This window comes from Roseovarius arcticus (genome assembly GCF_006125015.1).
GTDB lineage: Bacteria > Pseudomonadota > Alphaproteobacteria > Rhodobacterales > Rhodobacteraceae > Roseovarius > Roseovarius arcticus.
Map to the genome: position 1 here is coordinate 3,803,379 of NZ_SZZN01000001.1, position 22,832 is coordinate 3,826,210.

The following is a 22,832-nucleotide window of genomic DNA, read 5'->3' on the forward strand; positions in this document are numbered from 1 at the left end:
GTTTTTCGGAGCGTACGAAATGATCTACCCGCTGTCCCCGCAACGCGCCGCCCGCTGGGCATGGATCGCCACGTTCCTGCTTGCGGCTCTTCTAGGGGCTTTGACGCTGACGCCTTCGGTGCCATCCGTCGGACCCGCGACAAACGACAAGGTACAGCATTTCATCGGATTCGCCCTTTTGGCTGCGCCATTGGGCGTGGCTTATCCGCGCCGTATTCTGGCAGTTATCTTTGCGGCAGTCTTGTTTGGCGCAATGATCGAATTGGTGCAGCCATTTGTCGGCCGCGAGCGTGAGGGCGCAGATCTTATTGCTGACACACTGGGTGCGGTATTCGGTGGCACCCTCGCCCGCGTCTGGGCGCTGCGCCGGGCCCGCGTCAGATAAGCGTCACGCCCGCGGCCCGCATCCCCGAGAGCGCCGCGTCCATGGACCCGCCCGCGTCGATCCCCCGGCTAAGCGCCGTTTCGACCCGAACGGCGTATCCTAACCGGGCCGCGTCAATGGCCGAAAAGTTGACGCAAAAATCCAAGGCTAGCCCCACCAGCGTCAGCGCCGTGATGCCGCGCGTGCGCAGATATCCGTCCAGTCCGGTTGGCGTCTGTTGATCATTCTCAAAGAACGCTGAATAGCTATCTATCTGAGGGTTCATACCTTTGCGCAGAACCGCATCTGCGCGGTCCGTATTCAGACTTGCATGGAACCGGGCGCCCGCGCTGCCCTGCACGCAATGATCCGGCCACAGAATCTGCGGCCCGTAGGGCATGTCCGTCACATCCATCGCCTGCGCCCCCGGATGAGAGGACGCGAAGGAGGAGTGTCCCGCCGGATGCCAGTCCTGCGTCAGGATTACGGCACTAAAATCGGCCATGCGTGCGTTGATGCCGTCCACAATGTCGTCCCCGCCCGCCACGGCCAGCGCGCCACCGGGGCAAAAATCATTCTGCATGTCGATCACGATTAGGGCGGCTGTCATCAGTCTCTCCTCTTTAGGCGTAAACTGGTAGGTGTCTGCGCCGGGTGCGTCAACATCGCCCACTTGCCGCGCGCGAAACTTGGGCCTAAACCCGCGCGCATGCCTACCATCGCCGCACTCTATCACTTTTGCCGTCTGAACGATCCTGCCGCCTTACAAGCGCCGCTGTTGGATCTATGCCGTGCAAAGGGCATCACTGGCTCGCTTATTTTGGCGGGTGAGGGGATCAACGGCACTATCGCTGGATCGCGGGCGGGCATTGACGCTGTACTTGCGCATCTGCGCAGCTGGCCCGGTTGCGCTGATCTGGAGCATAAAGAGAGCGCGAGCCGACGGCAGCCTTTCGGCCGGCTCAAGGTGCGGCTCAAGGCCGAAATTGTCACCATGGGCCAGCCCGGTGTCGATCCGCGCGCGCGTGCCGGCCACTACATCGCGCCCGCTGATTGGAACGATCTGATCACGCAGCCGGATGTCGCCGTAATCGACACGCGCAACGACTACGAGGTCGCTATCGGCACATTTGAGGGCGCCATTGATCCTGAAACCGCCAGCTTTCGCGAGTTTCCGGCATGGTGGGAGGCGAACAAACATCGCTTTCACAATAAGCGCATAGCGATGTTTTGCACCGGGGGCATCCGCTGCGAAAAATCGACGAACTATCTGCTGGGGCAGGGTGTCGAAGATGTTTATCACCTCAAGGGCGGCATCCTTAAGTACCTAGAGGACGTGCCAGCTGCTGAAAGCACATGGCAGGGCGACTGCTTTGTCTTTGATGGGCGGGTATCGGTTGGCCACGGCCTCACCGAGGGGCCGCACCATCTATGCCATGCCTGCCGCCGCCCAATTCTGCCTGCCGATATGCAGCGGCCAGAGTACGAGCAGGGCGTCGCTTGCCATCAATGCGCGGGCGAGACGGATGAGGCCGCAAAGGATCGCTTTCGCGAGCGGCAGAAACAGATGGCACTGTCCGAGGCGCGCGGCGAGCGACATATGCAAAACATCCCCGAAGGATGATTGGGTGCACGTCGCAGCCCCTTCGCCATTGTAAAAATACTGAAATCCAGACGAAAAAATCCGGCACGATCCCTCATTGAGGTGTCTGCCGGTCCAAAGCCTTATGTTTGCTTGATCCTCCGTCTCGCAGGGCGAGGGGGTAGTTAGCGGCGGCCCTCAGGGAGGAGGAGAAGGGCCACCGCCATGCCCGGATGCTACCGGGAGGAGTAATATGCATCCGGATCTCTGTGCGCCCGCGCGTCTTGCGGGCGAATTCTTTAGGCTTGGCGGCGTGTACCGTAGACGGCCTGCCATGCGTGGCTGGGTATCGTGCTGCGGCTCAGCCCCAGATCAGCCAGCTCATGATCGGACAGCTGCGACAGCGCTGTAATCGTTTGGCGGTATGAGCGGCGGCGCGCTACTTTGTTTTTCATGTCGCCAAATGCTGTTGCCAGTGAATGTGTGCCAGTGGCGCGGCCTGCGTGTGATGCGTAGCTCATTCGAATATTCCTAACTCTTACGTGTGGTGCGGTGGCCCGGATCGGCGCGGCCGCCCTTGTTCGTTTGTTGACCTTACATACGCCTTCGCTGCACGTGCACAATCCCACCCCTTAGCAATGCTGCTATGCAGCAATTGCTTAAGTAAGACTGACCTAGCGTTAAGCAAAATATGAGCTTTTTAGCCGGTTTCCCGATCTCCCTTGCCCTCGCGGTAAAAATCGCCACCTATGAGTCAACGCATTTCAGGAGGTAGGTCATGGCCGTAGCGCGCGCCGATATCGAAGCACAGCTGGCGCAGATCGAACTGCCCGATGGCGGTACCTTGATATCGCGCGACTGGGTGCGTGCGCTCAGCGTCGAGGGCGGCGAAGTGCGCTTTGTCATTGAGGCGCCCAGCCCCGAGATTGCCCGCCAGTTGGAGCCTATGCGCGCGGCCGCAGAGCGCGCAGTCGCGGCCATCCCCGGCGTCACCCGCGTATCGGCCGCGCTAACCGCACATGGCCCTGCGACCAAAGCACCTCCTGCACAGCCGCAACAGCAGCCCCCTAGCCTCAAAATTGGCGGGCATCCCAAACCTCAAGAAGGCTCCATGAAACCGGCAAGTGTAAAGTCGATCATCGCGGTAGGTTCGGGTAAGGGCGGGGTGGGTAAATCGACCGTTGCGTCCAACCTTGCTGTCGCGCTCGCACGCGCGGGCAAAAAGGTGGGCCTCTTGGATGCCGATATTTACGGCCCCAGCCAGCCGCGGATGATGGGCGTCAGCAAGCGGCCCGCCAGCCCCGACGGCAAGATCATCGAGCCGCTGCATGCCCATGGCGTCACGCTGATGTCTATCGGCCTGATGCTGGACCCGGCCAAGGCTGTGATCTGGCGCGGGCCGATGCTGATGGGCGCGCTGCAACAGATGATTTCTCAGGTGAACTGGGGCGAGCTGGATGTGCTGATCGTCGATCTGCCACCGGGCACTGGCGATGTGCAGCTGACGCTATGCCAAAAGGCCGAGCCGTCAGGCGCGATTATCGTGTCGACGCCGCAGGACGTGGCCCTTTTGGATGCGCGTAAGGCGATGGATATGTTCTCCACGCTGAAAACGCCGATCCTTGGTATGATCGAAAATATGAGCACCTATGTCTGCCCTGAATGCGGGCACGAGGCGCAGATATTTGGTCATGGCGGTGTCGAGGCGGAGGCCAAGAAGATGGGCTTGCCCTTCCTTGGGGCGCTTCCCATTGATCTGGAGACGCGGCTGGCCGGGGATTCCGGCACGCCTATCGCCGCGGGCGAAGGGCCAATGGCATCGGCCTATGCCGCACTGGCGCAGAGATTGATCGCGGGGGGTATCGTCTAGCCGCTGAACCGAGCTACCTCCAACTGCGTTGGTCAATATTCGCAATCGGAGATTTCAATGACTCTCGCCATTCTCTACGTCGTCACATTCGCGGTTTTTCTGGGGATCGATTATCTTGGTCTTAGCTACATAATCAAACCCACGTTTGAGCGTGATATAGGCTCGCTGCTAGCGGAAAGTCCGCGTATCGGCCCCGCCGCGATCTTTTACGCGTTCTACGTCGGCGTTTTGCTCTGGTTCGTCAGCTGGCCGGCGCTGGACGGGGACAAATCGCTGCTCTGGGTGTTTGGGTCTGGCGTGCTGATCGGCGCAATGGCCTACGGCACGTATGAGTTTACCAACCTCGCTACGCTCAAGGATTGGACGTGGCGCATGGTGGCGACCGATTTCACTTGGGGTAGCTTCCTGACGGGTGTTTCGGCAACAGCGGGCGTTGCAGTCGCCCGCGCAATTGGCTAGGCGATGGCGGCGATCCGCAGCGCTGGGCTAAATGTAGGGAGGGCCTTGGCCTTCCTACTTACACCAGCCAAAGGCGATCTTTGCATGCTTCTACACCGCTTTCTCTTGTGCTTGATGCTGATCCCGGCAGCCTTTTCTGCGCAGGCAGAGGCGCCGCTGCGCATCCTAGTAATGGGCGATTCGATGATGGCGGCGCACCGTATTTCCGGGCGCGCCGTATCACAGACTGTCGCCCGCGCGCTGAAGGCGGATGTAACAGATCAGTCGACGCTAGGCGCGCGGATCATCTACAACCTTCCGATTTCAGGCACGTTTGGACTGGATATCCGGCGGCAATACCGCACTGGGCAATGGGACTGGATTGTCGTCAACGGCGGGGGCAATGATCTATGGCTGGGCTGCGGATGTAGCCGGTGCCAGCGCAAGATGGACAGGCTCGCCACCCGCGCCAGCACCGGTGGCGAGATCCCCAAGCTATTGATGCGTTTGCGCAAAACCGGCGCACGGGTCGTCTATGTAGGATATCTGCGCAGTCCCGGCGCGGGATCGCCAATCGAGGGATGCCGCAACGAGGGCGATGAGCTGGAGCGCCGGGTAAGCACGTTTACGGCCAAGGTACCGGGCATCTACTATCTGTCGATAGCCAAGATGGTGCCGCACGGCGACCGCAGCCATCACGCTGCTGACATGATCCACCCCTCTATCAAGGGCAGCCGCGAGATCGGGCGCCGCGTTGCAGGCGTCATCGCGCAGGTCGAAAGGGCACGATAGGCGCGCCGCTCACTCGGACTGTAGATCGACCGCAACCAACCCCAGCCGCTGCGCGGCGGCGAGCGACAGGATACCGCTATCCAGACCCTCTGGCCTTTGAAACTTTCGTACGGCGGCGCGAGTGCGCCCGTCCATCTGGCCGTTGATCGCGCCGCGATAAATCGTTCGCGCGCTTAGTGCACGCTGCAGCGAGGCGACAAAGTCGGGGGTCAAATCAGCGGGACATGGGGTTTCGAACCATGTCACTTTGCGTTCGGTCACGATTTCCTGACGCGTTTCAGTTTTATAGACGCCGGGCGCGGTAATGGTGCCATCCTCCAGCGCATTTGGAGGCTGAACGAGAACTTGTTCAGTCACCGTTTCGATCACTGCCGGCGTGACAAGTTTGCCCCAGCATGTGCCTGCCGCAGCGCCCGGCGGTGCCTCAGCCAACGTCTGGACCAAATCAGGCTCGCCCGGGCCGATCACTGGCGCGCCGCAGGCGGTCAGCGCCAGTATCACCAGCAAGGTTAGGGGGCGGAACATTGGGTGCGCGTGCCTCTGAAAGCGGTCTGGTGCCGAGTTGCGCGCACGCTATACGGTTTTGCGCCCCTGCGAAAGGCGACAAGGTTGGCAGGGCGGGCGCACACCCGGCTTCGACTCTTTGCACCTGCCGGGCGCGAATCCTCTGGTCTGAGCATGTCGCGCCAGCTAGGTAGGCGGAAACACTAGATACGGGAGACTGCACGCATGGCCAAGATTACCTATGTCGAGCATAACGGGACCAAGCATGAGATCGAGGTGGCCAATGGCCTGACGGTCATGGAGGGCGCGCGCGATAACAACGTGCCGGGCATTGAGGCCGATTGCGGCGGCGCCTGCGCCTGCTCGACCTGCCACGTCTATATTGATGCGGCGTGGGTCGAAAAGGTGCCCGCCAAGGACGATATGGAAGAGGACATGCTGGATTTCGCGTATGAGCCCGATCCAGTCCGGTCGCGTCTGACGTGCCAGATCAAGGTGACGGACGAGCTGGATGGTCTCATCGTTCAAATGCCCGAAAAGCAGATCTGAAAGTGAACGGGGCGCGGCGTCATCTATTGCGCCTCCTGAGACCTTATGTGCGCCGCGCGCGGTTGGCGCTGTGCCTGTGGCTGGTGTCGCTGGCGCCCGCGTCAGCCGATAATGCTGCCCGGTCCTGCGTCGCTGATTGGAATAGCATCGGTGAGGTTTGTCTGATCCACAGCCCCGATGGGGCGCAATATGGCCATGATGTGTTGGGCGCGACGCCCGAATGGCATATTCTAAGCGTCATGTCCTCTGATCCGCTGCACACGGTTACCGCCATACGCCAGCCCGGCCACATATTCGAGGATATCGCGCCGCGCCTTGCCGATGTCACAGGCGACGGAATTCCCGAAATTATCGTTGTGCAATCCAGCATGGATCGCGGCGCGCGTCTGGCTGTGTTCAGATCGGCGGGCGGCACACTGTCGCTGCTGGCCGCGACGCCATATATTGGACAGCGCAACCGCTGGCTTGCCCCCGTCGCCGTCGGTGATCTGGACGGTGATGGCGCGGTTGAGCTGGCGTATATCGACCGTCCACATCTGACCAAGCGGCTGCGCGTGTGGCGCTATGCAAATGGCGCTCTGGGGCATGTGGCTGATCTGGGCAACCTTACGAATCACCGCATCGGGTGGAATTTCATCGCTGGCGGCTGGCGGCCTTGCGCGTCCGAGATGATCTTGGCCAGTGGCGACTGGAGCCGCGTCATGGCGGTACGGCTGGAGGGCGGCAGTCTGACCGCCCGCGACGTGGGCACATACAGGGCGCCCGGTAGCCTGACCGCGGCAATGGCTTGCCCGCCCTAAGCCGCGCTCAACTTAGATAAAATCGGTCCGCCTTTAGCGGCTTGGGCACAGGAATATCCAGATGCGGGGCCAGGCTGATTTCAACTGTGCGGCACATCGCATCCAGTGGCAGGCCATTTACCGTCTCGCCGAACGGGTGCGCGAGCTCCTCCGTCACCTCTGCCAGACCGATAAAGATGTAGGCCATGATCGCCACGAACATCGGCGACATCCATCCTGCCGTCTCGATCAGGCCAAAGGGGATGAGGCCGCAATAAAGATAGGTCGTGCGAAAAATCAGGAGCGAATAAACGTAGGGCAGAGGCGTCGTCGCGATCCGTTCACAGCCACTTTGCGACTGCACGATTGACTCGAGCCTGTCGGCAAACGCGCGTTTAGCATGGCCATCGGGTGCGGCGGCGGCGATCACTTGGGTCATCTGGTTTAGCTTGGTGCAGGGTGGATGGGGCGTGGCCATATCCGCGGCGCTCAGCCATTTCAGGGGCGCTGAAGCGGGTGGCAGCTGCCTTAGGTTCAGCCGGTGCGCGTGGATGAACCCCAACGCCAATATCAGGATGCGGTGGCGATCTGCGCGCTCGGGTACAAAAATCTCGACCTCGCGCGAGAGGGAGCGCATGTCGGCGATCAAGCGGCCCCACAGTTTGCGCCCCTCCCACCAGCGGTCATGCGCGGCGTTGTTGCGAAAGCCCAAAAACAGCGACAGCGCGATGCCAAAGACGGCGAAAGGCGCGGCATTGGTGTGAGGCAGGGTGACATAATTCTGGTCCAGCCAGACCAGCCCGGTGGCAAAGGCCGTGGCGATCAGAACGCGCGGCAGGATCTTGGGCAGGACCGACCCGCGCACCGAGAAAAGCAGCTGAAGCAGCCCCGGCTTGTCACGGATGATCACAGTGCGCGCCAGCCTATGTCGCGCCGGCAGAAGCCCTCTGGCCAGTCGATATCGTCCACCATCCCATAGGCGCGGTCTGCCGCCTCGCGCAGTGTTGCGCCGCGCGCGGTGATGTTCAGGACGCGCCCGCCTGCAGCGGTGATATGGCCGTCCGTGAATGCGGTTCCGGCGTGGAATACCATATGAAAGCTGTCTGCGGGGCAAGTATCCAAACCGCCAATGACGCTGCCTTTGGCGTAGTCGCCGGGGTATCCGTCTGCGGCCATGACCACGCATAGCGCGTGATCCTCGGCCCAGGTGACGTCACACTCCGCCAGCCGCCCCTCGGCGGCGGCGTGCATTAAGTCGAACGCCTGCGCGCCAAGGCGCATCATCAGCACTTGGCATTCCGGATCGCCAAAGCGGACGTTATATTCGACAAGGCGCGGCTGGCCGTCCTCGATCATCAGACCAACATATAGAACGCCCTGAAAGGGCATGCCCCGCCGGGCCATTTCGTCAATGGTGGGACGCACGATCTGGTCCATCGCGCGCGCCTCGATTTCGGGCGTCAGAACGGGGGCGGGCGAATAGGCGCCCATGCCGCCGGTATTGGGGCCAGTGTCGCCCTCGCCCACGCGTTTGTGATCCTGCGCACTACCGATGGACAGCACGCTGGTGCCATCGCACAGCACAAACAGGGATGCCTCCTCGCCGGTCATGAATTCTTCGATCACCACCTCGGCACCCGCGCCGCCGAAGGCACCACCAAACATGTCGTCGATGGCGGCGTGCGCCTCCTCGACCGTCTCGGCGATGATGACGCCCTTACCGGCGGCCAGCCCGTCGGCCTTGACCACGATGGGCGCGCCTTGGGCGGCGGCGTAGTCGCGGGCGGCGGTGGCATCCGTAAAGTGGCCATAGGCGGCGGTGGGCGCGTTTGAGGCGTCGCAGATTTCCTTGGTAAAGCTTTTGGATGCCTCTAGCTGGGCTGCTGCCGCCGACGGGCCAAAGGTAAGCACACCCGCCTCGCGCAGGCGGTCGGCTACTCCAGCAGCCAATGGCGCTTCTGGCCCGATGATGACGAAATCAATCGCCTCTTCTTCGGCGAAGCGCACCACTGCGCCGGGGTCCATGATGTCGAGCGACGCACATTCAGCTATGGCGCGAATACCCGCATTACCGGGCGCCACGATTAGACGGTCGCATTTGGGGTTTTGCAGCACTGCCCAAGCCAGCGAATGTTCGCGCCCGCCGCTGCCGAGGATCAAGATGTTCATGCTGCTCTCCCATGTCTGCGCCTGAGCGCACTGAATAGGCGCAAGGTGCCGCGCAGGCAAGCGGGCGGCGATGGAACGCTGGGTGCAACTGCGCGTTGTTAGGGCAGAATGCAACAACGCATGAAAGGAAACACTATGGCTGATATTTCAAACCGCAAAGTCGCAATTCTATCCACCCATGGTTTTGAGCAGTCGGAGCTTGAGAAGCCGTTGGAGGAGCTGAAAAAAGCGGGCGCTACCGTCCACGTCATCGCACCCGATAGCGGCGAGATCCGCGGTTGGGACGGCGGAGATTGGGGACAGTCGGTGAAGGTAGACAAAACGCTAGAGTCGGTAGATGCCGCCGATTATGACGCGCTGATGCTACCCGGTGGTCAGATGAACCCCGACACGCTGCGCGCGAACAAGGACGCTGTCGCATTCGTTCGCGCCTTCTGGGATGCCAAAAAGCCAATTGGCGCGATTTGCCATGCACCATGGCTGCTGATTGAAGCGGATATCATTGAGGGCCGCGCTGTCACCTCATACAGTTCGATCCGCAAAGACGTCGAAAATGCAGGCGGCAAGTGGCAGGACAGCGAAGTTGTCTGCGACAAAGCGCTAGTGAACAGCCGCAATCCTGACGATTTGCCCGCGTTTTGCGCTAAGCTGATCGAAGAGATCGCCGAGGGCAAGCATACGTCACGCGCGGCTTAATCGCTGTTGAGCGATCTTTTCAACTGCGCCGGGATCGGGCATTGATGGATCATGTCAGATCTTATTGATGATCCCGATCCCGGCGAAAATGCGCCAGAATTCTCAGTCTCGGACCTTTCGGGCGCGATCAAGCGCCTGATTGAGGGCGAGTTTTCGCATGTGCGGGTCAAGGGCGAAATCGGGCGCGTGTCCCGACCTAAATCGGGACACATCTATCTGGACCTCAAGGATGATCGCGCTGTCATCAACGGCATAATCTGGAAAGGGGTTGCAGGCCGCTTGCCCGTCCAGCCCGAAGAGGGGATGGAGGTGGTCGCAACCGGGCGCCTGACCACGTTCCCCGGACAATCGCGCTATCAAATCGTCATTGAGGATATAAAGCCAGCAGGCGCCGGCGCGCTGATGGCGATGCTGGAGAAGCGCAAGACGGCGCTGGCTTCCGAAGGTCTGTTTGATGCAGACCGCAAGCGACCATTACCCTATCTGCCCGAAATTATCGGCGTCGTCACTTCGCCTTCGGGCGCCGTGATCCGCGATATCCTGCACCGCCTGCGCGACCGCTTCCCGCGCAAGGTGCTGATTTGGCCCGTTGCCGTTCAGGGCGAGCGGTGCGCAGGCGAGGTCACCCGCGCGATTGAGGGGTTCAACGCCATGACGCCCGGCGGCTCGCTGCCCCGGCCTGACCTGATTATCGTCGCGCGTGGTGGCGGCTCGATTGAGGATCTCTGGGGCTTTAACGAGGAATCGGTCGTGCGTGCGGCGGCGGCAAGTGAGATTCCCCTTATCTCTGCCGTTGGACACGAGACGGACACCACCCTCATCGACTTTGCGTCCGACAAGCGCGCACCGACGCCAACCGCTGCTGCCGAGCTGGCCGTGCCTGTGCGGCTAGAGTTGCTGGCGTGGCTGGATGGGCAAGAGGGGCGGCTGATCCAAGCGCTCAGTGGCGGTGTGGCGCAGCGTGGCCAGCGCCTGCGGGATCTGTCCCGTGCGCTGCCGCGAATTGAGGTGCTGCTGGATAGCCCCCGCCAACGGCTGGACGTCTGGGGTGACCGTCTGCCTGCGGCGCTGATCCGCGGCGTTCAGATGCGGCGCGTTGCGCTGTCCGAGGCGGGCGGCGCGCTGCGGCTCGGCGTCCTGCGCCGCATGATCGAGGGCGACAAACGGCGGCTGGCAGCTGCGTCCGAGCGGATGGGCGGCGCATTGCAGCGCCGCACCCGCGATGATCGTCGCCGTTTGGATACCATCGCCGCGCGATTCGCGGCCCGCGTGCCCAGCGACAGCATTGCAGCCAAGCGTGCCGAGCTGGACCGCGTGTCGCAGCGCCTGCCTGTAGCCGGGCAGCGCCAGATCGACGGCTGGAGGACGCGCATCGCTGCGCTGGACCGCCTGCGCGAGACATTGGGGTACAAGGCAACGCTGGAGCGTGGATATGCCGTGATTCGCAGCGCTGGCGACTTAATCACAACGCGCAAGGCGGCTAAGAAGGCTGGCCCGCTGGAAATCGAGTTTGCCGATGGCAGGCTGGCGCTGGACGAAGCGGCACCAAAGGCAAAGCCGAAGCAGACTAAATCGCAGGCGCCCGATCAGGGTAACCTGTTTTAGAAAACTCTACGTATTACCCTGAAAAACAACTGTTTCCATGTTGCCACGCCGCGAACGATCCGCGACAAAACCCCGATATTGTCCGTTAGCCGCCGCTATTGCGCCTGAATTGGCCAGCATACCGACCGTCGAAGTAATAGACGGAAGGATGCGCGAAATGGATCGCCTGACAGAGATGGAAGCCTTCGCCACCGTGGTGGATCAGGGCGGATTCACCGACGCGGCGCGCAAGATGGGCATTTCCAAATCAGCCGTGTCCAAACATGTCTCGTCCCTTGAGGCGCGGCTGGGCGCACGGCTGCTGAATCGCACGACGCGTCGCGTCAGCCCGACCGAAATCGGCCTTGCCTATTACGACCGCGCGCTGCGCGTCCTGAACGATGCAGGAGAGGCAGATGCGCTGGTCAGCTCGATGCAATCCGACCCGTCGGGCTTGCTGCGAATTTCTGTCGCGACGGATTTTGGGGTAAATCACCTCAGTCCCGTGCTGGGCACATTCCTAGATGAATTTCCGGAAATCACCGTCAATATGGTCCTCAACAATCGCTATGTTGAGCTGATTTCCGAAGGCTTTGATATGGCCATCCGTATTGGCGAGTTGGAGGACAGCACCCTTCGGGCCCGCAAGCTGACCGAGACGACCAAGCGCATGATCGCATCACCAGGCTATATTGAAAAATACGGCCGCCCGACCAAGATTGACGATCTGAATGAGCACAAGCTGCTACATTATTCTAGCCAAGCTGGCGGATCGGTATGGAAGCTGACAGCGCCTTCGGGGGAGAAGCGCCAGGTGCGTACAGCCGGGGGCCTGTCGGTCAATGATGGCCAATCGCTGCTGAACGCTGCCATTTCTGGCCTTGGAATCGCGTATTTGCCCAGCTTTCTCTATGCCGGGGCGATGGACAAGGGGCTGGTCGAGGATGTCATTCCTGATCTGCCGGTCGAGACGCAAGGCATCTACGCAGTCTACCCGCCGGGCAGGTTTACCCAGCCTAAGGTGCGCGCGTTCATCGACTTTCTTGTCCACGCCTTTGCGGACAAGGGCCCTGCCGAATGGTAGATCGCCCGAGATATTAAGTTCCTTCCCCGCCAGAAATGGCCGCCTGCCCCGGACGCCTTTCCCCGCGACCGGGGCTTTTTCTTGCGTGCCGCACTGCACAGCTGCTGTGCGCGGCCGTCGCTTGCCTTTGAGCGTTGCGGATGCAGATAAGGGGTCAGATCAAACGTCAAAAGGAAGCCTCACATGAGCAAACCTACCCTTCTAACCCTTTGCGGGTCGCTGCGCGCCGGATCCTACAACCGTATGCTGATCGGCGCGGCGGTGCGTGCCTTTGGTGATGCCGAAATCGTTGAAGGTGATTTGCACCTGCCGCTCTACGATGGTGATGTTGAGGCTAAGGGAATACCCGCAGCCGTCCAAACGCTAATGGATCAGACAGGGCGTGCGGACGCGCTGATCATTGGCGCGCCAGAGTATAACAAAGGCATTTCGGGCGTTTTGAAAAACGCGATCGATTGGCTCAGCCGCGCCAAGCCGAACGTGCTGGCAGACAAGACCGCAGTGATTTTATCCGCCGCCGGCGGGCGCACAGGGGGCGAGACGGCGCATTTTATGACCAATTCCATCCTGACGCAGTTGCAGGTGAACGTGGTCCATGGCCCGTTGATCTTGGTCGCGGCGGCGAACGAAGCATTCGATGAGGATGGCCGTTTGAAGAGCGATTTTCTTCGTGAGCAGATCGATAAACGCATGAAGCGTTTGCGCGGGCTAATCGGCTAAGTGTTCATCTTTCTGCGCCAGCTCGGATCGCTCCTCATTCAAACCGATTGGCGCTAAACGCCTCCAGTTCGGCATTGCCACGCCCACCTATCATATCGGCCACCCAGCGCCCAGTCTTTGGCCCGCCGGTCAGGCCGATATGCTGGTGGCCGAACGCCGCGAATACGCCGCTGGCTCCCATCGGGCCGATCATTGGCAGGCTATCGGGGGTTGAGGGACGGTAGCCCATCCATTCCTCAACGCTCGTGTATTCCAGATCTGGAAACATCTGCGACACGTTGCGGCGCAACAGGTCTAGCGGGCGGCGCGATACCTTGGGGGACGTGCCGCCCAACTCGACCATGCCAGCGCAGCGCAACCCTTGGGCCATCGGATTTATTGCAAATTTGCACGCTGTCATCATCATCGGCATGCGTGGTACCTGCGTGGGGTCTTTGAACTCCAGATGAAAACCGCGCTCGGCGACCAGCGGCACCCGCACCCCCAGCTTGCGCGCCAATTGCTCTGACCAGATACCGGCGGCCAGCACGGCCGCGTCGCAAGGCAGGGTCCCGCCGTCAGTTATAATCTCGGCAATACGTCCGTCCCGCATGGTCACGTCCCGCATTTCAGCGCAGCGATAGATGCCGCCCTCATCGGTCAGCACTGTTGCCAGATCGGCCATGTAGGCACCCGGATTGGTGATATGCCCGCTACCCTTCAGTTGCACCAAGCAGCGCGTGGCGGGGCCTAGCATCGGCTCGGCCTCCTGCACGGCTGGGCCTTCAATGACCTCCGGTACCAATCCAGCCTCGCGCCGCAGCGCCCATGTGTAGGCATCTTTGTCGAACGCGGCGCGGTCTGCATAAGCCCAGCCAAAATCGCTGGAGGCAATCCATTTCGCGGCCCGCGTGCCACGCGTCAATGCGCGGTGCTGGTCAGTGCTGTCATGCAGGAGCTGCGACAGAGCCGTAGATATCTCTCGCGTGCGCGTGTCGGTCGAATTGCGCAAAAATTGCACTAGCCAAGGAGCGAGGCGGGGCAGCTCGCCCCATTGGATCGACAAAGGCGCGTCTCGCGACATGAGGTATTTCAGGCCCGTCCACCCGATGCCCGGCCCACTGATGGGCACGATCCCCCAATCGGCCAGTAGTCCCGCATTGCCGTAGGAGGCGCCTGCGCCCGGCCCATCCTTGTCGATCAGGGTCACGTCATGGCCCGCCCGGCGTAGCCAGATCGCGGCGGACAGCCCACAGATACCTGCGCCGACAACGACGATCTTTTGCGTGCTCATGGACAGCTCCTTGGATGACTTGCGCCAGCTAAACGGCTTTGCGCTGTGCAGGCAAGAGCGGTGCGCGCATCATGAAAAAACCCCGCCTCGGGGTCCGAGACGGGGTTTCAATTTTCAACCACATACGTGGCCAATGCTCGGCTTAGCCCTGGCGGGCCTTAAAGCGGCGCTGGGTCTTGTTGATCACGTAAACGCGGCCTTTGCGGCGCACGACGCGGCAATCCCGGTGCCGGTTCTTCAGCGAGCGGAGCGAGTTGCGAACTTTCATCGTTCATCTCCTGTCTGTCGTGGCGCGGGCCAGCGCCTGAGGTTGCGGGCGGCCCGCCTGAGGGCCAGTGAATTCATGGTGGGCGATACAAGGTTCGAACTTGTGACCCCTTCGATGTCAACGAAGTGCTCTACCACTGAGCTAATCACCCATGAATACCGCCACTTACACAGCACCTTGAATAACATCAAGGCGCGAGTGCACGCGTCGGTCTGGAGGTCTATAAAAGGAGTCGGTCAAAGGATCAAGGGCTTTTGATCGCCGGAAACTTTGCGCTATCATAGGGTTCCTGTCCGGAGCAACCATGCCCAAAGCTGCCTATCACCTGCACACCCCGATTCAACGCGACACCAGCGTCGTGTTTGCGTCGCCGCACAGTTCGCGCGACTACCCGGCGTGGTTTCTGGATCGCGTGCTTCCGGATGCGTTGGCGATGCGCAGCTCCGAGGATGCATTCGTCGATCAGCTCTTTGGCACGGCGCCGCACCATGGCGCATCTTTTCTGCTGGGCGGGGCGCCGCGCGCCTTCGTCGATTTGAACCGCAGCGCGGATGAACTGGACCCGGCCCTGATCGAGGGCGTGCGCCATGCGGGGCATAACCCGCGTGTCGCCTCTGGCCTTGGGGTCATTCCGCGCGTCGTGTCTGGCGGACGAGCAATCTACGGCGGCAAAATTGGGATGCCGGAGGCGCGCCAACGTATTGATCTGTATTGGCGCCCTTATCATGCGGCGCTGACGGCCGAGCTGAACCGCGCGTTTGAGGCGTTCGGCACCGCGATCTTGATCGACTGTCACTCGATGCCGCACGAGGCGCTAGACGGATGCTTGCGCAGCGGTGCTCGCAGGCCCGATGTGGTGCTGGGCGACCGGTTCGGCGCGTCTGCCAGCCGCGAGATTACCGAGAGGATTGAGGCCGCATTTACCCGCGCGGGTCTATGCGTTCTGCGCAACACGCCCTTTGCGGGCGCGTATGTAACGCAGGCCTATGGCCGCCCTCCGCAGGGCCGACACGCAGTTCAAATTGAGATCGACCGCGCGCTATACATGGACGAAAAAACGATCACGCCCAGTGCCAATTTCGAAGCGTTCAGCGCCCTTATGGCCGGTATCGTCGCTGACTTGGCCGATATTGGGCGCCCCATTAGTATGCCGCTGGCCGCCGAATAGCGCGCTAGCGTAGGGCACGGCCCTTGCGAATCGCATCATCGCCAAACTTGGCGCGGATCTGATCGCGCGCCCGCTCGGCCCCACTACGCTGGACTGCGCCGGGATCCAGCAGATCCCCCGACAGGTCCGCGGCGCCTTCATTCACCAGATCTGACAGTCCCACGCCAATCAGGCGAAAGGGCGCCTGATCCGCCGCGCCATCCATCAGCGTGCGCGCGGTTCGATAAATCGTATCGGCCATCTGGCTAGCATCGCGCAAGGATTGGCGGCGCGTCAAGCTGCTGTGATTAGCGCGCTTTAGCTTGAGCGTTACAACACGTCCCGCCAACTGTCGCGCCTTGGCCCGGTCTGACACCTTCTCGGCAAGCCGCCAGATGTGACCGTCGAGGATGTCCAGATCGCCGGTATCGTCGTTAAATGTCGTCTCGTTCGAGATCGACTTGACCGGCGTGCGCGCGTCCACCCGGCGATGATCCTGACCGCGCGCGAGGTGCCACAGACGGTCGCCCATAGCGCCGAACCGGGCATGCAAATCTGTCCGCTCCCATCGCAGGAGATCCGAGAACGTGCGGATTCCTGCCGCCTCCAGGGACGCCTGCGCGGCTTGTCCGACGCCCCAGATCAGTCGCACAGGCTTGCCATGCAGAAACTCTGCCGTCTCAGCCTCGCCGATCACCGAAAATCCGCGCGGTTTGTCCAGATCAGATGCGATTTTCGCCAGAAACTTGTTATGGCTAAGGCCGATTGAGCCTGTCACGCCGATCTCGTCGCGCATCCGGCTTACCAGCCTCGCCAGCATTATGGCGGGCGGTGCACCGTGCAGGCGAGCGGTGCCGCGCAGATCCATAAATGCCTCATCCAGCGACAGTGGCTCAATAGCTGGCGTCAGATCCTCCATCATGGCGCGAATCTGGCGGGAGACGGCGGCATAAACTTCCATTCGCGGTTTAATGACTACAGCGTCGGGGCACAATTTCAGCGCTTGGAACATCGGCATGGCAGACCGCACGCCGCGTATGCGCGCGACATAGCAAGCGGTCGATACCACCCCTCGGCGGCCTCCGCCGATCACGACAGGTTTGCCTTCTAGGGAAGGATCATCGCGCTTCTCAACACTCGCATAAAATGCATCGCAATCCATGTGCGCGATACCCAGATCATATAGCTCGGGATGCGACACGACACGCGGGCGACCGCAGGCCATGCAGCGACGCTGCGCGGGATCATTTTCGGTCAGACAATCGCGGCAAAATGCGGGCATTGGCTATACTAGCATGTCATCTGGCGGGTGCTAATCCCGCCCATTCTTCTTGCGGAAAATATCCTCGCCGAAGGCATAAAACCTCTTTTGACGCCACATTTGTAGGTCAGGGCAGGCTCGCCAAGATATCCGCCGCGGCTGCTGCAGGATCATCCGCCGCCCAAATTGGCCGACCGACGACGATGTGATCAGCGCCGTCTGTGATAGCTTGCGCCGGTGTTGCCACACGTTTTTGATCGCCAAGCGCGCTGCCCGTCGGCCGTACTCCTGGCGTCACGATCAGACGGCCGTTTGCTTCGGGCAGGGCGCGGATCATTGCGGCCTCCTGCGGTGAGGCGATGACACCGTCAGCCCCTGCATCAAACGCGCGTCCCGCGCGTGTCGCAACCAGATCGGGGATGTCGCCGGGCGCTATCAATCCAGCATCCAGATCGGCGCGGTCCAGCGAGGTCAGGATTGTTACTGCGAGGATTTTCATTGTGCTGCCAGCTGCACCCTCAGCGGCAGCGCGCACGACATGCGGATCACCATGAACGGTTAGAAAATCCAAATTGAACTGAGCGAGCCCGCGAACTGCCGCCTCAATGGTGGCACCTATGTCAAATAGCTTAAGGTCAAGGAATATGCGTTTACCATGCTCGTCCTTCAACTCATTGGCGAGGGCAAGGCCTCCGCCCGTCAGCATGCCGAGACCGATCTTGTAAAAGCCCACTTGTGGACCCAGTCGCTCGGCCAGCGCCAGCCCCGATAGGGCGTTTGGTACGTCAAGCGCGACGATAAGGCGGGTGTCGGGGGCGGGATCCATCGGCGCAGCTCCGGTTAAATAGCTCGCCCCCTTCATACGGCGCGGCGGCACCGCGTCAACAGTGCCGCTCGCTGGAAGTTACGCAGCGGCGTTGCCCAAGAGGCGCGTCAGCAGGCTTTGCTGGCTTGCATCAACGGTCGCTGCCCTGAGAGGCGCGGCGTGATGCAACCGCGTGTTGCCGGTCGCTTTCTTGTGAGTGTTCCGCGCGGCCTGCATCAGACCTCGGACAATTATACCGTACTCGGCGTGCAGAGGTGCGGCCACTTGTGCGGGATATGAAAATGTCTCGCCATGATCGTGGATTTTTACCAAGCTCTCGAATGCGCCGAATTCGGGGTTGTAACGCACGTTTTCGAACTGAATTTTGTCGATCTTCATCGGACTGCTCCTACGTTGCACCGGCCTCTCCGGTTGGTGAAGGGCCTGTGGATAACTACGCCCTTCTTAATGTTAACTTAGGAACACCTGTTACGGTTTCATCACAGGTTACGAAAAGTTTACCAAATCGCAGTTTTGGCGGTTGGAGGCCTTGAAGCAATCTCTCCTGTTGCCCAAATACAACTCAAGGTTTCCATCGGCTCATGCCTCCATGAGGGTGCGCCACCGGAATTTCGCTTTAGCAAGGAGACAACACATGGACTTGAACAAGTTCACCGAACGCTCGCGCGGCTTTATTCAGGCTGCCCAGACCATCGCAATGCGCGAAAGCCATCAGCGCCTCACCCCCGAGCATCTGTTAAAAGCGCTAATGGACGACGGCGAGGGCCTTGCCGCCAATCTTATCCGGCGTTCGGGCGGTGATCCTGCACAGGTCGTGCAGGCTAATGAGGCTGCCGTCGCCAAGATCCCCCGCGTCGAGGGCGATGCTGGCCAGACCTATATGGACCAGCAGACCGGCAAGGTTTTGGCCGAGGCCGAGAAGCTGGCAACAAAGGCTAAGGACAGCTTTGTTCCCGTCGAGCGGCTGCTTCAGGCGCTGGCGCTGACGAAGTCTGCGGCGAAGGATGCGCTGGAGGCGGGCGGCGTATCTGCCCAGACGCTGAATGAGGCAATCAACGACATTCGCAAGGGGCGCACAGCCGATAGTGCGAGTGCCGAGGATTCCTACGAGGCGCTGGAAAAATACGCGACCGACCTGACCGCCGCCGCCGAGGAGGGCAAGATTGACCCCATTATCGGCCGCGATGACGAAATTCGCCGCGCGATGCAGGTGCTGTCCCGCCGGACCAAGAATAACCCCGTTCTGATCGGGGAGCCGGGCGTGGGCAAAACCGCGATTGCCGAGGGTTTAGCCCTGCGCATCGTCAACGGTGACGTGCCGGAAAGCCTTGCGCACAAGCGGCTGCTGAGCCTCGACATGGGCGCGCTGATCGCTGGTGCGAAATATCGCGGAGAGTTTGAAGAGCGTTTGAAAGCCGTCCTGAACGAGGTGACGTCCGCTGCGGGCGAGATCATCCTCTTTATCGACGAAATGCACACGCTGATCGGCGCGGGCAAGGGCGATGGTGCAATGGACGCCGCCAACCTGATCAAGCCTGCGCTGGCGCGGGGCGAATTGCACTGCATCGGCGCCACCACGCTGGACGAGTATCGCAAGCATGTGGAAAAAGATGCGGCGCTTGCGCGGCGGTTCCAACCAATCGTGATTGCCGAGCCAACCGTTGAGGACACAATCAGTATCCTGCGCGGGATCAAGGAGAAGTATGAACTTCACCATGGTGTGCGTATCAGCGACGCGGCCCTAGTGGCGGCTGCGACGCTTAGCAATCGCTATATCACCGACCGTTTCCTGCCCGACAAGGCGATTGACCTGATGGACGAGGCCGCCAGCCGTCTACGGATGGAAGTGGACAGCAAGCCCGAAGAGCTGGACGCGCTGGACCGCGAAATCCTGCAAAAGCAGATTGAGGCAGAGGCGCTAAAGAAAGAGGACGATACTGCGTCCAAGGATCGGTTGGATAAGTTGGAGAAAGAGCTGGCCGAGCTTCAGGAACGCAGCGCCGAGATGACCGCAAAGTGGCAGGCTGAGCGTGACAAGCTCGCAGGCGCGCGCGACATCAAGGAGCAGCTGGACCGTGCGCGGATTGATCTGGATCACGCCAAGCGGACGGGCGATCTGGCCAAAGCGGGCGAGCTTTCCTACGGCGTTATTCCTGAACTGGAGAAACAGCTGGCCGCAGCCGAGCAATCCGAATCTGACGGCGTCATGGTCGAAGAGGCCGTGCGCCCTGAGCAGATTGCGCAGGTCGTCGAGCGTTGGACCGGGATACCCGTCGCCAAAATGCTGGAAGGCGAGCGCGAGAAGCTGCTGGGCATGGAGGCCGGGCTGCATAAGCGTGTGATCGGTCAGGATACTGCCGTGCAGGCCGTCGCAAATGCCGTGCGCCGTGCACGTGCGGGGTTAAACGATGAGAATCGCCCGCTTGGTAGTTTCCTATTTCTCGGGCCGACAGGTGTGGGCAAGACCGAGCTGACCAAGGCGGTGGCGGAGTTCCTCTTTGACGACGACAACGCAATGGTGCGTATCGACATGTCTGAGTTCATGGAGAAGCATTCGGTCTCGCGTTTGATCGGCGCCCCTCCGGGTTATGTCGGCTATGACGAGGGCGGCGTTCTGACCGAGGCTGTGCGCCGCCGCCCCTATCAGGTTGTCTTGTTCGACGAGGTCGAAAAGGCGCATCCCGATGTGTTCAACGTGTTGCTGCAAGTGCTGGATGACGGCGTTCTGACTGATGGTCAGGGGCACCGCGTCGACTTTAAGCAGACGTTGATTATTCTGACGTCGAACCTTGGATCGCAGGCGCTGAGCCAGCTTCCCGAAGGGGCGGATGCCGCCGAGGCCAAGCGCAGCGTCAATGAGGCGGTGCGCGCCCACTTCCGGCCCGAGTTCCTGAACCGGCTGGACGAGATCGTTATTTTTGACCGGCTCAGCCGCGATAATATGACGGGCATCGTAGATGTTCAGCTGGAGCGCCTGAAAAAGCGTCTGGCAAGCCGCAAGATCACTCTGGATCTGGACGCGGAGGCCAAGAAATGGCTGGCAGACGAGGGTTACGATCCGGTGTTTGGTGCGCGCCCGCTCAAGAGGGTACTGCAACGGGCTATTCAGGATCCGCTGGCCGAGATGCTGCTATCTGGCGATGTGATGGACGGCGCGGTTGTGACGGTAAGCGTCGGCCCTGACGGCCTGATCATCGGCGACCGCCTCAGTAGCACCAAGCGGCAGCCGCCCGAAGATGCAGTGGTCCACTAATGTAGCTAGGCCGCGCATGGCAACATGCGCGGCCTTATTTATGGCCTTCCCGCAGGTGTTAGCGGCTTTCGACAGACGCCGATGACGGTGCATTGTCTGGGTCAATCGCACGTGTGCGATAGGCTGCTGCCTTGGGCAGCCAGTCGTCCAATAGGTGGCCCATCCTGGCAAGCGGATCGGTGTCGTAATCCACGCGCAGATCCACCTCTCTCAAATCGTCCGCGCCCATGACGACAAGCGATGCTGACTGCAATGGCTCGCGCTCGCTGCCTGCTGTCTCGCCTGCGCGGATTGCGGTCAGCAGGCGTAGGGCCAACGGGCCCTTGCTGCCCTCAAAGGTGTCAACCATGGCAGGCATAACGCGGTCCGTGCCGAGGAAATTACCCAGCGCCATCGAATGTGCGCCAACCAACCCCCCGTAGTGTTCGAGGCACGATGCGCCGGTGTGATGCGCCGCACTCCCGTGCATCGGAAAGACGCCGAGTTGGCGCCAATGGAGAGCGACGGCATGTGCCTTCATTGCGTCCAACGCGCCGGCCGCATCACCGGGCATCTTTCGCCATGCCTCAAGGCCGACCGCATGAAGACGCGGATCGGTGCGGGCCTGCGAGAAGACCACGACGCCGGCCGCGACCGCGCCGACCCGCGCGCCCACGCAGACCGAGGATGTCGCGACGACATAGCCGATCTGCCCGGTTTCGACGCAGCGACCTGCTAGGGAAAACGTCATTCGGGTATCTCCACACCGGTTTGCTGGGTAATCGGGCCGTAATGCTCGATACGGCGATGCCGGGCAAAGTCAAAGACCGAACGGCGGATATATGCGCCCATGTCCAGATCACAGCTATGCGTGATGACCTCGTCATCCTCGCTGGCGGCGCGCGCGACCACCTCGCCGGTAGGTGCGACGATCATTGAGCCACCGATCATCGCGAAGCCGTCCTCTGACCCGCATTTGGCGGCCGCCATAACCCATGCGCCGTTCTGGTAGGCCGCCGATTCCATGCTGAGGCGGTGGTGGAATTCACGCAAATACGCAGGCTCGTGATGGTGAATGTTGCGGGTGGGGGTGTTGTAGCCCAGCATGAACACTTCGGCCCCGCGCAGGGCCATCACGCGAAACGTCTCGGGCCAGCGGCGGTCATTGCAGATGCACATGCCGAACCGGCCAGAGGGCGTGGCGAAGGTGGGAAAACCCATGTCGCCCACCTCGAAATAGCGTTTTTCCAAGTGCTCAAATTCCAAATCGCCAATTGGGTCGACCGTGCCGGGCAGGTGGATTTTGCGGTACTTTCCCAAGATATCACCGTTGGGGCCGACAAGAATGGAGGTGTTGAAACGGCGGGTGCGCCCGCCTTCGTGCACCTTTTCAGCATAGCCGAGGTAAAACCCAACGCCCAGATCCTTGGCCGCATCGAACAGCGGAATCATTGCGGGGGAGGGCAGCCCTTCTTCGTAGAATACGTCGTATTCTTCGGGTGTTTCATAGACATAGCGCGGGAAGAACGTAGTTAGCGCCAGTTCGGGAAAGGTTACCCAAGTCGCGCCGCGCCCATGCGCCTCGCGCAGCATATCGATGAGCCGGGTAACGACCGCAGCCTTGGTGTCGGCCAGATGAACTGGCCCCATCTGGGCGACGGCAAAGACCTCGCTGCGCGACATACGGCTCTCCT

General features: G+C 61.1%; 25 protein-coding genes and 1 tRNA gene. 13 read left to right on the forward strand and 13 right to left on the reverse strand.

Annotation, left to right across the window (positions count from 1 at the left end; genetic code table 11):
* The first annotated feature begins 19 nt into the window (after positions 1–19).
* Positions 20–385: a VanZ family protein gene (locus MK6180000_RS18195; RefSeq protein WP_138936035.1), complete on the forward strand. Its 366-nt coding sequence runs from the start codon at positions 20–22 to the stop codon at positions 383–385.
* Here MK6180000_RS18195 and pncA read toward each other — a convergent pair.
* Positions 378–974 (reverse strand): bifunctional nicotinamidase/pyrazinamidase, encoded by a 597-nt coding sequence (pncA, locus tag MK6180000_RS18200; RefSeq protein WP_138936036.1) that lies wholly within the window; start codon positions 972–974, stop codon positions 378–380. The two genes, MK6180000_RS18195 and pncA, sit on opposite strands and share 8 nt — an antisense overlap.
* Before the next feature lie 99 nt (positions 975–1,073).
* Here pncA and trhO point away from each other — a divergent pair, with 99 nt between their 5' ends.
* The gene (gene trhO / locus MK6180000_RS18205) at positions 1,074–1,988 is read left to right on the forward strand and encodes an oxygen-dependent tRNA uridine(34) hydroxylase TrhO (RefSeq protein WP_138936037.1); all 915 of its coding nucleotides are present in this window, start codon (positions 1,074–1,076) and stop codon (positions 1,986–1,988) included.
* 257 nt (positions 1,989–2,245) lie between these two features.
* Here trhO and MK6180000_RS18210 read toward each other — a convergent pair whose 3' ends face one another.
* Positions 2,246–2,467 carry a DUF1127 domain-containing protein gene (locus tag MK6180000_RS18210; protein WP_138936038.1) on the reverse strand — a complete coding sequence of 74 codons (222 nt, stop codon included), beginning with the start codon at positions 2,465–2,467 and terminating at the stop codon, positions 2,246–2,248.
* Between the two features lie 257 nt (positions 2,468–2,724).
* Here MK6180000_RS18210 and MK6180000_RS18215 point away from each other — a divergent pair, with 257 nt between their 5' ends.
* The 3 genes from MK6180000_RS18215 (at position 2,725) to MK6180000_RS18225 (ending at position 5,046) form a co-directional block, all read left to right on the forward strand.
* Entirely contained in the window at positions 2,725–3,816 is a 1,092-nt protein-coding gene (locus tag MK6180000_RS18215; RefSeq protein WP_138936039.1) for an Mrp/NBP35 family ATP-binding protein, read from the forward strand.
* Between the two features lie 57 nt (positions 3,817–3,873).
* The gene (locus tag MK6180000_RS18220) at positions 3,874–4,275 is read left to right on the forward strand and encodes a DUF2177 family protein (protein ID WP_138936040.1); all 402 of its coding nucleotides are present in this window, start codon (positions 3,874–3,876) and stop codon (positions 4,273–4,275) included.
* Positions 4,276–4,359: 84 nt separating this feature from the next.
* Positions 4,360–5,046, forward strand: coding sequence for an SGNH/GDSL hydrolase family protein (locus tag MK6180000_RS18225; protein WP_246040570.1), 687 nt, complete (start codon positions 4,360–4,362; stop codon positions 5,044–5,046).
* Positions 5,047–5,055: 9 nt separating this feature from the next.
* Here the strand turns inward: MK6180000_RS18225 and MK6180000_RS18230 are convergent, their stop codons facing one another.
* On the reverse strand, positions 5,056–5,571 hold the full coding sequence (locus MK6180000_RS18230; protein ID WP_138936041.1) for a peptidoglycan-binding domain-containing protein: 516 nt from the start codon (positions 5,569–5,571) through the stop codon (positions 5,056–5,058).
* 204 nt (positions 5,572–5,775) lie between these two features.
* On the opposite strand from MK6180000_RS18230, the gene MK6180000_RS18235 reads away from it, so the two are divergent.
* Together MK6180000_RS18235 and MK6180000_RS18240 are read left to right on the forward strand one after the other, a co-directional pair.
* Positions 5,776–6,099, forward strand: a complete 324-nt coding sequence (locus MK6180000_RS18235) for a 2Fe-2S iron-sulfur cluster-binding protein (RefSeq protein WP_138936042.1) — start codon at positions 5,776–5,778, stop codon at positions 6,097–6,099.
* A gap of 26 nt (positions 6,100–6,125) precedes the next feature.
* Positions 6,126–6,899 (forward strand): FG-GAP repeat domain-containing protein, encoded by a 774-nt coding sequence (locus MK6180000_RS18240; RefSeq protein ID WP_246040571.1) that lies wholly within the window; start codon positions 6,126–6,128, stop codon positions 6,897–6,899.
* A gap of 7 nt (positions 6,900–6,906) precedes the next feature.
* Here MK6180000_RS18240 and MK6180000_RS18245 read toward each other — a convergent pair whose 3' ends face one another.
* Both MK6180000_RS18245 and purD read right to left on the reverse strand, forming a co-directional pair.
* On the reverse strand, positions 6,907–7,788 hold the full coding sequence (locus MK6180000_RS18245; protein WP_138936043.1) for a bestrophin family protein: 882 nt from the start codon (positions 7,786–7,788) through the stop codon (positions 6,907–6,909).
* Positions 7,785–9,047: a phosphoribosylamine--glycine ligase gene (purD, locus tag MK6180000_RS18250; protein ID WP_138936044.1), complete on the reverse strand. Its 1,263-nt coding sequence runs from the start codon at positions 9,045–9,047 to the stop codon at positions 7,785–7,787. Before purD ends, MK6180000_RS18245 begins: the two co-directional genes overlap by 4 nt.
* A gap of 135 nt (positions 9,048–9,182) precedes the next feature.
* On the opposite strand from purD, the gene MK6180000_RS18255 reads away from it, so the two are divergent.
* The 4 genes from MK6180000_RS18255 to MK6180000_RS18270 all read left to right on the forward strand — a co-directional run bounded on the left by MK6180000_RS18255 (position 9,183) and on the right by MK6180000_RS18270 (position 13,131).
* Positions 9,183–9,743, forward strand: coding sequence for a type 1 glutamine amidotransferase domain-containing protein (locus MK6180000_RS18255; protein WP_138936045.1), 561 nt, complete (start codon positions 9,183–9,185; stop codon positions 9,741–9,743).
* Positions 9,744–9,794: 51 nt separating this feature from the next.
* A complete protein-coding gene (xseA, locus tag MK6180000_RS18260; RefSeq protein WP_138936046.1) occupies positions 9,795–11,348 on the forward strand; it encodes an exodeoxyribonuclease VII large subunit in 1,554 nt (517 codons plus the stop codon).
* Between the two features lie 157 nt (positions 11,349–11,505).
* Positions 11,506–12,411, forward strand: coding sequence for a LysR family transcriptional regulator (locus MK6180000_RS18265; protein WP_138936047.1), 906 nt, complete (start codon positions 11,506–11,508; stop codon positions 12,409–12,411).
* Between the two features lie 183 nt (positions 12,412–12,594).
* Positions 12,595–13,131, forward strand: a complete 537-nt coding sequence (locus tag MK6180000_RS18270) for an NADPH-dependent FMN reductase (RefSeq protein ID WP_138936048.1) — start codon at positions 12,595–12,597, stop codon at positions 13,129–13,131.
* Between the two features lie 34 nt (positions 13,132–13,165).
* Here the strand turns inward: MK6180000_RS18270 and MK6180000_RS18275 are convergent, their stop codons facing one another.
* From MK6180000_RS18275 to MK6180000_RS18285, 3 genes are all read right to left on the reverse strand, one after another.
* A complete protein-coding gene (locus tag MK6180000_RS18275) occupies positions 13,166–14,404 on the reverse strand; it encodes an NAD(P)/FAD-dependent oxidoreductase (protein WP_138936049.1) in 1,239 nt (412 codons plus the stop codon).
* Between the two features lie 142 nt (positions 14,405–14,546).
* On the reverse strand, positions 14,547–14,672 hold the full coding sequence (gene ykgO / locus MK6180000_RS18280; RefSeq protein ID WP_005850168.1) for a type B 50S ribosomal protein L36: 126 nt from the start codon (positions 14,670–14,672) through the stop codon (positions 14,547–14,549).
* A gap of 76 nt (positions 14,673–14,748) precedes the next feature.
* A tRNA-Val gene (locus MK6180000_RS18285) sits at positions 14,749–14,823 on the reverse strand.
* Between the two features lie 153 nt (positions 14,824–14,976).
* Here MK6180000_RS18285 and MK6180000_RS18290 point away from each other — a divergent pair.
* A complete protein-coding gene (locus MK6180000_RS18290; protein WP_138936050.1) occupies positions 14,977–15,840 on the forward strand; it encodes an N-formylglutamate amidohydrolase in 864 nt (287 codons plus the stop codon).
* 4 nt (positions 15,841–15,844) lie between these two features.
* On the opposite strand, the gene MK6180000_RS18295 is transcribed toward MK6180000_RS18290, so the two are convergent.
* From MK6180000_RS18295 to MK6180000_RS18305, 3 genes are all read right to left on the reverse strand, one after another.
* Complete coding sequence (locus MK6180000_RS18295) at positions 15,845–17,101, reverse strand: DNA polymerase IV (protein ID WP_138936051.1); 1,257 nt, start codon at positions 17,099–17,101, stop codon at positions 15,845–15,847.
* Between the two features lie 106 nt (positions 17,102–17,207).
* Positions 17,208–17,906 (reverse strand): orotidine-5'-phosphate decarboxylase, encoded by a 699-nt coding sequence (gene pyrF / locus MK6180000_RS18300; protein ID WP_138936052.1) that lies wholly within the window; start codon positions 17,904–17,906, stop codon positions 17,208–17,210.
* A 78-nt stretch (positions 17,907–17,984) separates the two neighbouring features.
* On the reverse strand, positions 17,985–18,284 hold the full coding sequence (locus MK6180000_RS18305; protein ID WP_138936053.1) for a hypothetical protein: 300 nt from the start codon (positions 18,282–18,284) through the stop codon (positions 17,985–17,987).
* A gap of 256 nt (positions 18,285–18,540) precedes the next feature.
* On the opposite strand from MK6180000_RS18305, the gene clpB reads away from it, so the two are divergent.
* Positions 18,541–21,159 carry an ATP-dependent chaperone ClpB gene (clpB, locus tag MK6180000_RS18310; protein ID WP_138936054.1) on the forward strand — a complete coding sequence of 873 codons (2,619 nt, stop codon included), beginning with the start codon at positions 18,541–18,543 and terminating at the stop codon, positions 21,157–21,159.
* Positions 21,160–21,217: 58 nt separating this feature from the next.
* On the opposite strand, the gene MK6180000_RS18315 is transcribed toward clpB, so the two are convergent.
* Together MK6180000_RS18315 and MK6180000_RS18320 are read right to left on the reverse strand one after the other, a co-directional pair.
* The gene (locus MK6180000_RS18315; RefSeq protein ID WP_138936055.1) at positions 21,218–21,889 is read right to left on the reverse strand and encodes a DUF1028 domain-containing protein; all 672 of its coding nucleotides are present in this window, start codon (positions 21,887–21,889) and stop codon (positions 21,218–21,220) included.
* Positions 21,886–22,821 carry an N-carbamoyl-D-amino-acid hydrolase gene (locus MK6180000_RS18320; protein WP_212751925.1) on the reverse strand — a complete coding sequence of 312 codons (936 nt, stop codon included), beginning with the start codon at positions 22,819–22,821 and terminating at the stop codon, positions 21,886–21,888. Before MK6180000_RS18320 ends, MK6180000_RS18315 begins: the two co-directional genes overlap by 4 nt.
* Positions 22,822–22,832 lie beyond the last annotated feature (11 nt).